General features: G+C 37.9%; 10 protein-coding genes. 5 read left to right on the top strand and 5 right to left on the bottom strand.

Annotated elements, in window-relative coordinates; genetic code table 11:
- Window positions 1-1198: 1198 nt before the first annotated feature.
- Together ACFIK3_RS06260 and ACFIK3_RS06265 are read left to right on the top strand one after the other, a co-directional pair.
- The gene (locus ACFIK3_RS06260) at window positions 1199-1642 is read left to right on the top strand and encodes a hypothetical protein (RefSeq protein WP_273791315.1); all 444 of its coding nucleotides are present in this window, start codon (window positions 1199-1201) and stop codon (window positions 1640-1642) included.
- A gap of 1688 nt (window positions 1643-3330) precedes the next feature.
- Complete coding sequence (locus tag ACFIK3_RS06265; RefSeq protein ID WP_375676419.1) at window positions 3331-4092, top strand: DUF4167 domain-containing protein; 762 nt, start codon at window positions 3331-3333, stop codon at window positions 4090-4092.
- A gap of 1304 nt (window positions 4093-5396) precedes the next feature.
- On the opposite strand, the gene ACFIK3_RS06270 is transcribed toward ACFIK3_RS06265, so the two are convergent.
- From ACFIK3_RS06270 to ACFIK3_RS06285, 4 genes are all read right to left on the bottom strand, one after another.
- Window positions 5397-5846: a hypothetical protein gene (locus ACFIK3_RS06270; RefSeq protein WP_273791317.1), complete on the bottom strand. Its 450-nt coding sequence runs from the start codon at window positions 5844-5846 to the stop codon at window positions 5397-5399.
- A gap of 44 nt (window positions 5847-5890) precedes the next feature.
- Window positions 5891-6256 (bottom strand): hypothetical protein, encoded by a 366-nt coding sequence (locus ACFIK3_RS06275; protein ID WP_273791326.1) that lies wholly within the window; start codon window positions 6254-6256, stop codon window positions 5891-5893.
- 1005 nt (window positions 6257-7261) lie between these two features.
- Window positions 7262-8275 carry a sensor histidine kinase gene (locus ACFIK3_RS06280; protein ID WP_375631405.1) on the bottom strand — a complete coding sequence of 338 codons (1014 nt, stop codon included), beginning with the start codon at window positions 8273-8275 and terminating at the stop codon, window positions 7262-7264.
- A 22-nt stretch (window positions 8276-8297) separates the two neighbouring features.
- A complete protein-coding gene (locus tag ACFIK3_RS06285) occupies window positions 8298-9092 on the bottom strand; it encodes a response regulator (RefSeq protein WP_273791319.1) in 795 nt (264 codons plus the stop codon).
- Window positions 9093-9261: 169 nt separating this feature from the next.
- On the opposite strand from ACFIK3_RS06285, the gene ACFIK3_RS06290 reads away from it, so the two are divergent.
- The 3 genes from ACFIK3_RS06290 (at window position 9262) to ACFIK3_RS06300 (ending at window position 11682) form a co-directional block, all read left to right on the top strand.
- Window positions 9262-9465 (top strand): NepR family anti-sigma factor, encoded by a 204-nt coding sequence (locus tag ACFIK3_RS06290; protein ID WP_015856821.1) that lies wholly within the window; start codon window positions 9262-9264, stop codon window positions 9463-9465.
- Window positions 9466-9472: 7 nt separating this feature from the next.
- The gene (locus tag ACFIK3_RS06295; protein ID WP_375631404.1) at window positions 9473-10027 is read left to right on the top strand and encodes an RNA polymerase sigma factor; all 555 of its coding nucleotides are present in this window, start codon (window positions 9473-9475) and stop codon (window positions 10025-10027) included.
- 224 nt (window positions 10028-10251) lie between these two features.
- The gene (locus ACFIK3_RS06300; RefSeq protein WP_375631403.1) at window positions 10252-11682 is read left to right on the top strand and encodes a sensor histidine kinase; all 1431 of its coding nucleotides are present in this window, start codon (window positions 10252-10254) and stop codon (window positions 11680-11682) included.
- Window positions 11683-12583: 901 nt separating this feature from the next.
- Here the strand turns inward: ACFIK3_RS06300 and ACFIK3_RS06305 are convergent.
- Window positions 12584-14572: a M23 family metallopeptidase gene (locus ACFIK3_RS06305; protein ID WP_375643523.1), complete on the bottom strand. Its 1989-nt coding sequence runs from the start codon at window positions 14570-14572 to the stop codon at window positions 12584-12586.
- Window positions 14573-14964: the final 392 nt, after the last annotated feature.

A 14964-nucleotide genomic window follows, 5' to 3' on the forward strand; every position in this document is an offset into this window, starting at 1 on the left:
GCAAAAAGCCAATATGTTACGCTCGTTGTTTTACAGCGCGTTTGATAAAAAGCTAAGACATCTTTCCAATCCATTATGTGTGTAACTTTAAGGCGTTGTTTTCTTAAGAGAGTACAGAGCTTTTTTGTTGCTTGTCAAACAACATCAAATTTCAAAGCTGTAACATGTTTGAGAGAAAGAAGAATGAGAACCTTACGGATTCAGAAGGGCAAAACTCTCTGAGCGATTCCAGCTTTTGTAAGCTAGACTTTATGTATGTCAGATGGGGGCTGTATTTGAGTGATTTCTGAAATAGGAAGACAGCCTTATTGAGAAAAATATAAAGGCATATTAATCACTCTTCGGACTATCATCTTTTTCCTTTATAATTTTCAAAACTATCTATAGCAATATTATTTAAATAATGAAGATAATGCCTTATGCTTTTATGTATCGTGTGTCTTCTTGGGATCATGCCTCTCACATAAAAACAGAATGCCTCAAATATTAAAATATTATTTGTCTCCGAATATACATTTATTGCATATTCATGGACTTGTTTTTAAAGAGATATCCCACTCCCAAGTCCCTTTTACAAGAACACTCGTCAATGGTATAGGGTAAAGCCCCTATGAAATGTATAAAACTTATAAGGTATCTCCCTCATCTTTATGCTTCATAAAAGTGCAGGTTGGTACTCTCATATATTTTTCCAGTTTCCAATGTTACGAAAGCCTTGGTTCGTGAGACGATTCATAAGAGGCATATGCCTTTTTTGTACAGTTTTTAATCCACATGCCAGCTCCGCTTGTAACTTGCAAGCGACATGGTTTTGATCGTTTCAACAGAAAACAAATTTAGGATGAGAGAATCCTGCGATGTTCGGATCTCTCATTCAATATGAAAAAACAATAAATACTCTTTATAAATCAATGTGATGTGTCTTAAAGAAGACGAATTGTTTATAAAGCCGCATGGATGAAGAATCTTCGTCTTTTAAGGTGGTGAAAGAAAATCATCAGCCCTATTTTTTCATAAAGGGCATGAGAAAAGTATTTTACAAGAATTTTATACGATAAAAATTATACGATAAAAAAAGAGGGGCTTTTGACATAAGAGTCTTGATCGTTTGTTGCTATAACCTGTATTGTATACACAAATACTTCTATCATTTTTTGCTGTAAAAGCTTCTCTTGGGATGTTAAAGGGTACAATCTTTATGGAAAAAAGAATCCGAGCAAGACAAAAGGCTTATTTCAAAAGATTATATCGCAAGATTGCTTTTGTTTGCATAATACTTTTTTGTATAGTGTTTTTGTGTTTTGTTGTTGCTAAGGTGGTTAGTTATTTTTCTTCTCATAAAAAAGTAACACAACAAGCACCCGTTGAATTGGTTATTCCTGTTTTTGATCTGCGCGTATATTGCAAGGAAATTTCTGCTTCCGTTATGCCCGATATGAAAAGAGAAGTTTATCAGCATTGTCTTAATTTGGAAAGTGAGGCCTATTTTGCTATTCGTGAAATGTGGGATAAGCTTTCTGATAGTGCTAAAAAACAATGTTTGACGATGGTCCGTCCTGGGGATGGAAATTATTTTCTCTTACGAGACTGTTTTCTCAATGAAAAAGAAAATAAAACAGGCAAAAGGCGCAATTACTTTTAAGTTTTTATACGGAAAGTTAAAAGGAAGCGAATTTTATAAAAAAATAAAAGCCTCTTAAATGACTATCTGCCTCAAGACCAATAGCAACCTGATTTATTTATCTTGTTATATCGCACTTCTTATTATTTAAGGTGTGGCGACATAAGGTATGGATGCCGCCTTAAAATGTTTAAGGGGGCGTGGTGGAGTTTCAGAAGGATTTGTTGCGCTTTTTTAAGGGAAGAACGAGTGTGGGAAATCCATTTCGTAATGGTTCTGGTGAATGGTATAATCCTCATGAAATATATAAAATTTATAGAGTATGTTCATCTTTATGGTTTGAAAAAGAGTAAGCCGGTACTATCTCACACTTTGCTTGCTCCCAATGGTGTCTCTCGACAGCCCTTTAGCCTTAGAGACGGTTCATAAGAGGTACTTTAAGTCTTTTTTATTGTTTTTACTCCACGCAGGTTTTCCCACGTGTAACATGCAAGAAAAAGAGATTGATTCAACAGCAAACAGATAGAAAATGAAAAATCCTACGGTATTAAGTTTTCTTACTCAACACAACAAATATGAATTATCATTATAAACCAATTCACTGTACGAATTTTATAAGAATTTTCATTGTTGACAGACCAGTGTGACTCGAGAATCTTCGTTCTTTGAGGGGGTAAGTCAATAGACATGACTAAAATGAGTAAAAAAACTTCCTTTTATAAACATTCAAGGCTTCTTCATGCGTAAAACGCTGTGCTGGGTTTACAAATGTGCTTGTTTTATAATTCTAGTTTTCTTTATCAGAAAATACTTTATCAGAAAAGATAAGTGAGGAAATGCGTTAGGCCATTCTTATTGATAGGCTTTGAGGAGGGTATTTTGTTGAGAAGAAACTGATTTTTTAAAAAAAGTTTGATATATTGGTCGGGTTTTTCATAATTTAATATTTTTTTGTATTTAAGTATTTTATTTTTAAGCTCAATTTGTTATAAATAAAAACTGTGATTAACTTAAAAACTCTATGGGTTAAAATAGAAATTGATAGTATCGTTAGCTTATTTGGAAAAGAAGATTGATCTCTTGGTGATTATAGGGCTTGAATAATACTTCGTGTTAATCTATCTATAAAAATCAAGAGGTTTTGTGAAGCGATCGTGGATTATCGCTCGCAAGGGGTTGCTTTAGCGATGAAGAGAGGCTATATTTATAAAATAAAGAGGTTCGCGCAGTGACTCGTTGGGATGGAAGTGCTTGTGGTTTAAATGCACGAGGGGTAGAGAATATCGGCGTTTTTAAGAGCTGTGGTTTTAGAGCAAAAAAGGAAGCTTCTAATATTCTCTGGCAGGAATTTTTTCTTTGTCAGGTATGTTGTGTGTGTGTTTTCCTTTTTGTTTTCCACAAGATAATTATTTTTTTAGTGAAATATGGTTTATTTTAAAAAAAACACTTGGCATTTTACGTGAACATCATTAGATTTCTGCTGTTTGACAGAGAAAAAGGGAATTTTTGATTTACGATTTCCCTGCTGTTTTGTGATTTTCAAGAAAATATATGCTTTTATCAATATCAGTAGGGTTCGTTTGAGTGAAATAAACGCGGATAGCTTGATAATCGTATGTTAAAAATGATCAGCATTATCAAAAGATAATGTAATGAGGAAGCGTCAATTAAGACACACAATAAGACAAACACTCCAAAAAGGGATAAAGATGAGGCCACAACAAAATAGACGGGTACGCGGTCGCAATAATAACAATAATGGTAATAACAATAATAATCGTCGCGGTCCTAATCCGTTGTCTCGCAATTATGAAAGTAGCGGTCCGGATGTTAAAATTCGCGGGAATGCTCAGCAAATTGCTGATAAATACATAAGCCTTGCGCGTGATGCACAAGGTGCAGGCGATCGTGTTATGTCGGAAAATTATTTACAACATGCCGAGCACTATTTGCGTATTATTTTAGCAGCAGCTGGGCAAATGTCTCAATCGGTTCGGCGTGATGAAAATCGAGGTGATGAAAACGAAAATCGTGATGAAAACAATGGGCAAGAATGCGGTGAAATAAATCTTGACGGTGAAAAAAAGGATGCTGTTGAGGGTGATACAGATGTATTACAAATGTCGTCGCAAAAAAATGGCAATGGCCAATATGATAAAGCGCAAAATGGGGATGCGCGTGAAAACGCTTTAGAGGCTCTATCGGATGAAAAAACAGATCAAGAGCACAGTCTTTCTGAGAAAAATGTTGAACCCGTCAAAAAAACACGTCGTTCTCCCCGTCGACGTACTGTACGGACTCAAGATGAATCATCTCTTGAGCTTTCACTTACAACAGCAGAAAGCTCTAGCAATGGAGATGCATCAACAGCAACAAAAGAGGATTCTTCCTTGCCTGGATTAGGTGAGGGGATACAGAGAAAACCACGCCGTCGCCGAGTGGTCAATCTTGAGGCAGAGGAAAATGTTTAAACCTGAAAGGTGCTGTATAAGCGCTTGTGGTGATGTTATTGGTATTATGATAGTAAATTGTATATACTCAAGAAGCCTCTTGCGCTTTCTTTAGATTTTCACGGGCAGTATTGGGACTTAACAAAGGGTGTTGACAGAAAAGATTGCCTCTTTGCTGGGATTTAAGTAAGGGAATACAGAGAAAACCACGCCGTCGCCGAGTGGTCAATCTTGAGGCAGAGGAAAATGTTTAAACCTGAAAGGTGCTGTATAAGCGCTTGTGGTGATGTTATTGGTATTATGATAGTAAATTGTATATACTCAAGAAGCCTCTTGCGCTTTCTTTAGATTTTCACGGGCAGTATTGGGACTTAACAAAGGGTGTTGACAGAAAAGATTGCCTCTTTGCTGGGATTTAAGTGAGGAAATACAGAGAAAACCGCATCCGTGTATTTTAAGAGGCAGTTCTTTTATGAAGAACGCAATGTCGTTGTTTTATTTAATTCACACTTATATTTAATATTGTTCAATGTATTTATGCCCATTTCGCGTTGGTGTTCATGAATTCTATTATGTGAAATTCATCGGCTATCTTTGCTTAATAAAAGATGTAAGCTGGGCGTTATTGCTTTAATTTTCAATGTTGCAACAGTTCTTCTTTTGATACCGGATCATTCATAAGAGGTATTTTTATTCATCCATTTCCTTGCTGGGATATGTAAAGAAATGATTTTGATTCAGTTTCTTACGAACAGATTTGAAAGGGAGAATCATACAGTATTTGAGATTCTCGTTTGACATGCAAAATAAATCATCACTATAAATTAATATGTTGAATTTTTGCACTCAAGAAGAGGTATTTCTTGCACGTTTATTAGCTTTTCCCAAGTGATGTCAGTTTTCTTAAAAATGGGAATGCGTTGACAGAAAGGTTTCTTCTTTTCCAAGATTTAAGTGAGGGGATACAGTAAAAAACGCGCCGTCGCCCGTGTGGTGTATATTTAATGCTTATCACATTGATTTATAATAATAATTCATTGTTTTGAATGTTAGGTTGGAGCCCCTAAGCCCCTAGAATTCTCTCATGTCCAAATTTGTTCCATGTTGAATCAACAAAAACCATTCGCTTGCACGTTGCAAACGGGGAGAGCCCGTGTGGATAAATTTGTATAAGAAAGGAATAAAAATGGCTCTTATGAACTCTCTCTAGCGCCAAGGGCTGTTGGCAACACCCACGAGTTGGCAAAGCGTGTGATAGTGTCGGCTTGCAGAAAATGTTAAATCTTCAAGGATGCTATGTTAAGCGCTTATTGATGTTAGTTTTCTTAATGAGGCATTATCTTCGAACTCTCTTTTGTTGTTTCAACAGAAAGAACGGCGATTAGAGCACCGGTATGATAATTGTAAATCATAAATTTTGTTTGTCCATCAGGGGTTAAAACTTTCAGTACAATATTGTGTTCTGAGAGGCTTTGCGACAAAATCTGTGTTTTTTCCGGTAGAGAGAGCGTATGATGGATAACGTGTGGGTTTTTGCTGGGAGAGGAAGATAACTCGGTTTGTTTTGGCGCTGATCCGGTTGTTATCACTTTATAAACAATTAAAAACAGTACGGTTAGAATAAGGAAAAGCGTTATTAAAACGGAAATAATCATTAAACCCATAAGTTTTTTTCTCACTCGTTCTACGGCAGGGTCTAAAGGGAGATCTTGAGGCAGAGAATTTTGCTCTGTGTGATGGTCTTTTGAAGGTTGCATTCGCTTATTATCCATCATGTCTTTCATTGATTATTTTTTTGAGATCTGATGGGTTTATGCTTTTAAAGTTTTTTGTGCAAGAGGTTTGTGGAAGAAGAATGCAAAAGAGGAAGCGATGTTGGTAAAATATCTTCTTTGTGGACTGTAGACACCTTGTCCTTTACGTTTTGGCTTTTAAGAAGAAAATTTCCATGGTTTGTTACAGACCAGATCAAGTTTACTTCTTGTTGATGCAAATTTGCATGTACGTTTATACATTGGGCAAAAATTTGTTGTCCATAAAGTGCAAACTTTTTTGTGGACGGTACCATGGCTTGTTCACAAGCTTGAGCCGTTGGATAGATTTTAACCATTGTATTGTTCGAATAGCAACTATTAAAATCATCTGTACATGAAACTAATAAGAGGATAAAAACAAGGGGATTCATCAATTATTTTCCAAATGAGAGGTTGACAGAGCGGACTGCAATTTGTCAGCCTAGGGGCTTCTTCACTGTTAAACGCTTTCAAAGTTTTTTAGTTCCCCTTTGAGATGGGTTTTCCCCTTTATAGTGAATTAATCAAAGTCATTGGTTTGCACGTCATAAAGGGGTGTGTAGGGGCTTTGTATCAATGAGAAATATTTGAAAAAAAGCCTAAAATGCCTCTTATGGACGCTCTCAAAGGTCAATGGCTGTTGTAACATGAAAGACAAATGGTATGATGATGCTCAGCTACTACTTTTATGAAGTGAAAAGGGGCATGAAGGTAAAGAAGGATATGGCGTAACAAGGGGGGCGGGTTTGATGGTTCACTTTACGGGGGCTGGGGGCTATTATATCTTATTTACAGATACTGTTTTGAAATGAGCGTGGATGCGCTGGGAAATATTAAAAAAGTGCGTGAATGAAAGACATAAGTGTATTCTGTTTTAGAATGTCCTATTGTACCTGAAGAGAATATCTCCATTATAGAATGCGATAAATAAAAGCGTAAAATATGCAATTTTCATCAATTAATTGTCGTTGTCGTGGAGGCTTTAAGCCCGTAAAGCTGAAGAATGATGATGGATGTTAGCTTTACTCCTTGAAATTGCATATTATGCCAAAATAAAATTGTATGCGCATTGCGAAAATTACACAAAAAGAGATGGGTAATAGGCTCGCTTTTATTTGGCATAGTAAAAGTTGAAACGGTTTGCTCTTTATCGTTTTGGTTTCTGTTTTAAAATATGCCGGTTATATGAGGGATGGAAGTTGATTAACAGCGGGAATAGATTTTATGTGGCTTTCAGTTCTCATCGTTAAGGTTTTTCGTTAAGGTTTTGGGGAACTATTGGGGGACTATAGAGGTTGGTTTAAAGAGGTTGGAAAATGTCTTTGTGCTTAATAAACAGATGAGACATTTTACTAAAAAAGGGGAAACTTCTCTTGTTCATTGTTTAAAATGCTCTTTTAAGAAAAAATATCAAAATAAGTATCAGGAACAGAGAGGCAATAGACAATTCCTTCTTGTGTCAATTTGAGGGAAGCTGAACCATTCACGGAAATGGGAACGATTTTTTCGAGAACGGCACTACCAAAACAGGCTTTTTTATTGTTTGTGGGAGGGATGCCGGATTCAAAATTTTCATGCCAAGTGATGATAAGTTGCGTTTTGCCATTCAGTTTTGTTTCGATTTCACAGCGTACACAGATGCTCCCCTTTTCTTGGGAAAGGGCTCCAAAAGAAAGAGAATTGACAATCAGTTCATGAAAAGCCAAACCAATATGCAAAGCGGCATTGGGAAAAAGATAAGGATCGACGCCTTCAAGTGAAAAACGTTCTGTTTCTTTCATTAAATAGCCTAAAGCCTGCGTTTGGACCAATTCGCGAAATTGAGCACCACGCCAATCGGAATCCGTGATCAGATCTTGAGAATGAGAAAGAGAATGAAGGCGACCTTGAAATTTTCGTAAAAAAACTTGAAGAGATTCAGTATAGCGGGCGGTTTGACTGGCAATACTTTGAATGATCGCTAGAAGATTTTTAGAACGGTGACTGACTTCGCGAAGAAGGATTTTAAGCACTTGTTCACGGCGGCGTAAGCCGGAAATATTGACACCGGTGGTGATAATACCAATAATGTCTTCGTTATCATTGCGGTGGCAATCAATAGAAAATTTGTACCAAATCTCTTGTTTGTTTGTATCTTCAAAACGTGCTTCAACAGTTTGCATTTTGCCACTGGCTAAAACTTGCAGTTTGATGGTTTCCATATTGTCTGCAAGGTCAAGCGAAAAAAAGTCGCTGTCACGACACCCAACCCGCCATTTATTGTGCAAATGGTGGGGCAAGTTTTCAGCCCATAAATAAACCAGATTTGTTGCCTGATAGAGAACGCAAATATCCGCACCACGAATCGCTTGCATGAGCGCACTCATATGAGATTTATCCATGGGAGGCTTTGAAAGAGGCGTAACAATCATAATTTTAAGATGTTACCCTGTTCTAAGCCGCTTTAGAAGCATTCTCTTGAAAAAATAAAGCTTGGGAAATAAGCGCTTTCACCATATCTGGGTTAAAAGGTTTGGTCACTAAAAAAGTTGGTTCTGGACGCTCGCCAGTGAGAAGCCTTTCGGGAAAAGCCGTGATGAAAATCACTGGTATACGGTCATTTTTCAAAATCTCGTTGACCGCATCAATACCTGAACTGTTATCGGCTAATTGAATATCAGCCAAAATCAACCGTGGTTTTTTCTTATGATACATAATGACAGCTTCATCACGCGTGCGCGCTATTCCTACAACATGATGACCTAGGCTTTCTACCATTTGCTCAATATCAAGTGCAATAAGAGGTTCATCTTCAATAATCATGACTTCAGTGGCAATTTGTTGAGAAATATCAATAGATGCTTGGTTGAGAAGCTTGCGGAATTCTTTCGTATCCAGATTCATGATTTCGCTGGCTTCTTGTTCATGAAATCCTTCAACGGCAATGAGCAAAAATGCTTGGCGTGCACGGGGCGTGAGATAGGATAATTTGGCACTGGTTTTTTGTTCAAGACCAAATTGAGGCAGGGGTTCTGGGATGTTCGGTGTGGTTTGGTCAAAAAGATGGCAAAAAAGCCAATAGGTACCAATTCGGTCAGTGGAGGCTTTGGGAAAAATGGAGATGTCGGCAATGAGTGCTTCCAACATCGCTGACACATAAGCATCGCCAGAGGATTGGCTACCGGTGACAGAGCGGGCAAAACGCCGAAGATAGGGAAGATGCGGGGCAATGCGCGTTGATAATGACATAATTTATAACTCCTTTGACCTTTCAAGCACTTTGTTGGTTGAAATTCTCAACCGATAAAAAAGTTCCTTGATTTGTATGGAACTTTTTACCGACAGCTATATTTACAACTATAAGGCGAAAAAATTCTTCGCGGTGCTACCAATATTATATGGATTAGGGGGATGAAAAATGAACGACCGTGATGAAAAAAATCTCACCACACAATTTACAGTTGGAGATGATCTTCTCGGGGTCAATAGCGAAATAGCACGGAAGTTACGTCAATTTTACATGGAAATTCAAGAAGAGGCACTGCCACGGTGTTTGCTTGAGCTTTTAGAGAAGTTGGAGCGCGCAGAGCAATTTGGCTTAAACAATGTGGAAAAGGTTTGAATCCTTTATGTCAAAGCGCGCGAAAAACTTTAAACAAGAACTCCTTTCTGTGTTGCCGGCTTTACGAGCTTTTGCTGTTTCTTTAAGTGGCAAGCACGATAAAGCTGAAGATTTGGTTCAAGATACTGTTATGAAGGCATGGGCTAAGCAAGATAGTTTTGAGATGGGGACTAATCTTAAAGCTTGGCTTTTTACCATTTTGCGCAATGAATTTTATAGTCAAATGCGTAAAAAGGGAAGAGAAGTTCAAGATACCGATGGCGTGTTTACTCAAAATGTCGCTGTTCATCCTGCTCAATATGGATCGCTTGATTTGCAAGATTTCAAAAAAGCCTTAAATTTGCTTTCTGCCGATCAAAGAGAAGCCATTATTCTCATTGGCGCATCGGGGTTTTCTTATGAAGATGCTGCGACTATTTGTGGTTGTGCTGTTGGAACCATTAAAAGCCGTGTGAGCAGGGCGCGTAATCGATTACAAGAACTTCTTAAGGTGGATGGTGAGTCTGATTATGGTCCTGATTCTTACTCAGCTGGAAGTACATTGTGTTCATTTAACGGCTAAAAAAGCATAATAATTATGATCGATAGCCTTGTTTTTTTTATTCCCGTTATAGCTATTACAGTAAAGTCAGTATCTGAGGAAATTCAGAAGTTTGGCGTGTATCCTTAGGAACACAAGAAAAGCCTGTATAAAACTTTCTCACGGGCTTTAGGTTTTATGTTCCATAAGGTTGCCTTCCTTTGTGCTGAAAAATGACGACTTTCAAGTTCGCCAATGGACATTCTATGACAACAAAAACAAATTTGATGCCTCAAATGCCTTCTTCTGATGCAACGATATCACGCTGGCGGTGGGGTGCGATTGTTGTTTCTCTTGTTATGGCTCTTTTGGCATCGGTTTTTATTATGTTGCTTTCAAATGCCGTTGATCGAGAAATCGCACAGTTGAATACAAGTTCAGAATTGCGCGAACAGGCTGATTTGGTCCTTATTAGCTTGATTGATATGGCTGTTGCTGATCGCAGCTATGCAAAAACGCGCAAGGCGGAAGATAAAATACGTTTTGAAAATTCAGAGCGGGAGTTGGGGAATATTCTCGACTATATCGCACTTATTGTTTATGCGCATCCCCAGTGGTATAAATGGTTTACGGCTTTTAAAGAAGAGGTTGAAGCACGAAAAGCCTTTATGAATGCCCATATGCATGCTCTTGATGCGATTCCTGAACAACCTTCTCAACCTTCTCATGCGGACTCTTTGGAAGTATCAAAGATTCCTGTGGCACGTTTAGCTCAATTGATGACAAGCTTTATTAATGGGGATGATGTAGTGCGACAAAAACAGCGTGAGGGTATCGCATTGATGCGGGCTGCTTTGACTTTGGCGGCTATTGTTTCCGTTGTAAGTACCTTTATTTCTGCCTATTTTGTTATTAATCGTTTTCATCGTGATATGCGCTCTTTAAAATTGTATCAATTGCTGCTTCATAGCGAAAATATCGCTCTGGAAGCCCGCGTGAAAGAACGAACACAAGAATTAGAAAGAGCACGTAATCACGCTGAAAAAGAACGCCAACGGGTTGAAATATTGTTGCAGGATGCAAGCCATCGCATTGGCAATTCTCTTGGAACGGTGTCTTCTTTGCTGGGGCTCCAGTTAAACCGGAGCAAAAATGAAGAGGTACGTTCTGTTCTAGGTGCTGCACGTGATCGTATTCAGACAATTTCTACAGCACATCGTCGTTTGCGCTTAAGTGATGATATGGAAACGACTTTATTGGCAGAGTTTCTTAGTTCTGTTGTGCATGATGTCGAATTGGCAGTTCCTTTTGAATTGCGTGAAAACATCACCATTCACACCAACTTTAAAGATTGTCGCCTGTCTTCAAGAGATGCGACAACACTTGGAATTATCCTTGGTGAACTGCTGACAAATTCCTTAAAACATGCCTTTCCTGATCAACGGTCGGGTCATATTTATATCTCCTTTGGTCCCCAGAAAGATGGACAATTGATGCTCATTGTAGAAGATGATGGCGTGGGAATGAAAAGCCAAACTTTAAAACAAAAAACAGGACTTGGTCGTGTGGTTGTGGAACAGCTCTGTATGCAATTTGGTGAAAAACCTCTGTTTGAAACTTCTGCTTTAGGAGGCACAAAGATTGTTATTCCTTTGCCAAAACTTAGCATGAATAGTTCAAAAAAAAGCTCTGACTGATTTTTTTAAAGGGTTAAACTCTTTGCTCGTGGTAAGCTGCCTTTCATTCATCGTGAATGTATGGGGAGGGCATCTTTTCACAAGAAGAAGGAAAAATACGGCTTCAGTAGCGCGAACACAGCACTCTTTAATATTAAATTATCGATTGTCTTCAAGAAAGGCAACTTTGCTTCTTTATCTTTTGGTGTAATGTTTGATTTTCTCTCTCGTTGTTTTTTTGCTTTATTGACTCCGATGATCGGCTTTCAAAGTTCTCCTTGTCTTAGAGCTTTGAAGTGCTTAAGTGAGCCTTTAAATTTATTTTGAATAAGTGCTCCTTTACGCTAATAATACTTATATTCGTAAGCTCTATTTCTTTTCGAAGAGATTGTTTTTTTTAAGTTTTGTTATTTTTTGTAAGGGCTGTTAAAACTTTAAATATGGGGTGTTTTTGTAAAAGTGTGTAAGGAATATTCTCTTAGGTAAAACTTGCTCATAAAGTTCATGAAACACCGTCCTTTAGGGCTATGAACAGCATACATTCAACAAGTGGAATCTATTCAACAAGAAGTCGGGTTGTTTATAGAATGATATGGATTTTAGAATCTTCGTTCTTTAGAAAAACTCACCTTTAATTTAAGACTTTATTGCATGGAAAACAAAGGGATTTTTATCGTTTTGATAAAATAAACAAGAAGAGTTAGCCTTTTGGGGGTTCATATTTTTCACTTTTCTATTGTGCGTAAACCTGAAAAGGGGAGGGCGTTTTATTTTTAATCATTGTGATGCGACCTTGGGTGGTGGCATATTTCGGCGTATCCTTTAATAGATATTTAAAATGCGGAAATCTCTTTGAGAAAAGTAAGCGCTAAAGCATATTTTTAGATGTTTTGAGTCGTGAAAATGCAGATGCTTTCATGCTTTAAGTCTCTTCGGAGGGTGCTATCGGGCTGTTGATCAAAGAATCAATATTGTTTTTTTCTTGTAGGAATGTTTGTAGGTCTTGATTGGTTAAGGCTTTGCTATCCGGTATACGAATGCGCATGGGATCAACTTTGACGCCATTGACAATGATTTCAAAATGACAATGGGGACCGGTTGCCATTCCTGTTGATCCAACATATCCAATAATTTGTCCTTGTCGTACTTTCACGCCTGGTTTGATGTCTGGTGCATAACGACTTTGGTGTGAATAACTGCTGACATATCCATTGGCATGTTGAATTTCCGTGTGATTTCCATAGCCGCCTGTTACGCCTACTTTTGTGACAATACCATCTCCTACAGCAATAATGGGCGATCCTTTAGGAGCAACCCAGTCAACACCCGTATGCATGCGAATATAGCCTAAAATAGGATGTTTGCGTGGACCAAAGGGGGAGCCAAAAATCCCATTTGGTGTGGGTTTGCGCAGCAAGAAAGGCTTTGAACTCTTCCCTTCAGAATCATAATAATCAACGCTTCCATCTTTTAATTGATAACGGTAATATTTATAAGTTGTATTTCCAAAAGTTGCGCTAATATAACGAATTTCTGGATCAGTGTTTTTGGATGCTTCCTTTGCTTTCAAGTTCTTTTTGCCGTTTTTGTTTTCTTTATCGCTTTGTGGTACGGCATAAAATATTTCGATCTGATCATTGGGTGTTATCGGACTTTTCATGTCAATATTGGTGGCCAGCAGACGAATAAGACGATGAGAGAGAGATTGTGATATATTATGGCTTAGCAAAGCACTATAGAGTGCATCATAAGCCGTTGGTAATTGCGCGCTATTGATGTAAGAATGCGGAATACCATTTTGAAAAGCCGTTTTAAGCGCTTTAGACATTTTAGGCTCTGTGCTTTCAATGAATTGGCCTTTATCATTCAGGGCAATGGTGAGAACATGATGCATCCCTTGATAGATACTTGCGCGTACGAGATGGTCTTTTTCACCAGCTTGTGTCACGATACCAATGCGTAAAAGGCTTCCCTCTTTAAGAGTATCGGAAAGGCTTATTTTTTCTAGCGTTTTTACAACTTGGTCAATTTGCTTTTTTGTATAACTGGTTTTTTTGAAAGCATCGGCTATCGTTTGTTTTTTACGAATAGGAATAATATCTTCAACATAGTTTTTCGTCAGATCGATACGGTGGCTTTGAGGAGAAACGGTTACATTTTCTTGAACGATTCGAACTTCAGGGGATTCTGTGCCTTGGGAAGGGGAGGATGCATCTTCTAACTTTAAAGGATCAATCAATGTGAGAACTGAAAGAAGTTCGGTGCTCTTTTCTAAAGTAAATCCAGCTTTTTGCACTTCTTGTTGTGCCTCTTCATCTGTCAATGTGTCGCTGTCATCAAAATCGAATTGATTTACCTTAAAATCATAGCTGCGTAAGGTGAGTTTTGTTTCGATTTTTGCACCGTAAATCTGCCCAGAATCTTCTTGTGGTGCAATATTTTGACTTTGCGAATCACTGGCAAGAATGCTTAAAGAATCAAATTTTGGATAGCTATATTTCTGGGGGCGATTTTCGGCTAAAGCCATACGAATCCATTCAAAATGTTGTGTTTGAATGACTTTTTCATCGCCTTTTTTTTGTAGAATCGATAGTTCAAATTGACGTTTTCTGTCAAAGCTTTGCCGTGCATGGGTGGGAGAAATACGATCACCTTTATACCCATTGGCCTCAGGGTCTTGTGATTCTGATAGGTTTTCCTGCGTAAACCATTGTGGCGGTGTTACCAATCGCTGTTGTTCATCAAGAGCCGTAAAAAGTGCAATCCCCATAAGAATGCAGGAAGTGATTCCTGTCAGAACGGTTCCCGTAAGCCAACGAGCAGAGACCTGCCGGCGCGCAGGCCGTAAGCGTTTGACGACAAGAGCAGGGTCCTGTCCAGGATCGTTTTTTTGTTGTTCGTTATCCCACATAGATTTATAAGAGTACTTTTCAATATTAAATAAAGAAAGCTAGATAGATAGCTTAGCATGCTTCTACAGGAATTTGATTCTTTTTACAAATTACAGATCATGCGATTCTCTTTATACAGCAATGTCTTTATAAATCGTACCTGTGCAGAAAAATTTCCTTATTAAAGTAGCATAAAACAAGCGTTATTGAGATTAACTCATTCTTAGGCAACTTCCTATTTTCATGCATTGCAATGGGGTGCTATATTTTACTTTAAAGGCGCCATGCTCTCTTTGAACTCCTTTTGTTTTCATGTTTTATTTTTATGAAGGCAGATTTTACCAATAATGTCTTGAAATAGGATTTTTTGTTACAATATTTTATTGGAAATGTTTGGGTTATTTTATTTAAA

Source organism: Bartonella sp. CB10SXKL (assembly GCF_042195515.1).
Taxonomy (GTDB): domain Bacteria; phylum Pseudomonadota; class Alphaproteobacteria; order Rhizobiales; family Rhizobiaceae; genus Bartonella.

What these genes read in the sequence shown, in the direction of transcription:
- ACFIK3_RS06305 (WP_375643523.1), bottom strand. Translation starts at nt 14,572, where the DNA reads ATGTGGGATAACGAACAACAAAAAAACGATCCTGGACAGGACCCTGCT.
- ACFIK3_RS06295 (WP_375631404.1), top strand. Translation starts at nt 9,473, where the DNA reads ATGTCAAAGCGCGCGAAAAACTTTAAACAAGAACTCCTTTCTGTGTTG.
- ACFIK3_RS06260 (WP_273791315.1), top strand. Translation starts at nt 1,199, where the DNA reads ATGGAAAAAAGAATCCGAGCAAGACAAAAGGCTTATTTCAAAAGATTA.
- ACFIK3_RS06290 (WP_015856821.1), top strand. Translation starts at nt 9,262, where the DNA reads ATGAACGACCGTGATGAAAAAAATCTCACCACACAATTTACAGTTGGA.
- ACFIK3_RS06300 (WP_375631403.1), top strand. Translation starts at nt 10,252, where the DNA reads ATGACAACAAAAACAAATTTGATGCCTCAAATGCCTTCTTCTGATGCA.
- ACFIK3_RS06265 (WP_375676419.1), top strand. Translation starts at nt 3,331, where the DNA reads ATGAGGCCACAACAAAATAGACGGGTACGCGGTCGCAATAATAACAAT.
- ACFIK3_RS06280 (WP_375631405.1), bottom strand. Translation starts at nt 8,275, where the DNA reads ATGATTGTTACGCCTCTTTCAAAGCCTCCCATGGATAAATCTCATATG.
- ACFIK3_RS06275 (WP_273791326.1), bottom strand. Translation starts at nt 6,256, where the DNA reads ATGAATCCCCTTGTTTTTATCCTCTTATTAGTTTCATGTACAGATGAT.
- ACFIK3_RS06270 (WP_273791317.1), bottom strand. Translation starts at nt 5,846, where the DNA reads ATGATGGATAATAAGCGAATGCAACCTTCAAAAGACCATCACACAGAG.
- ACFIK3_RS06285 (WP_273791319.1), bottom strand. Translation starts at nt 9,092, where the DNA reads ATGTCATTATCAACGCGCATTGCCCCGCATCTTCCCTATCTTCGGCGT.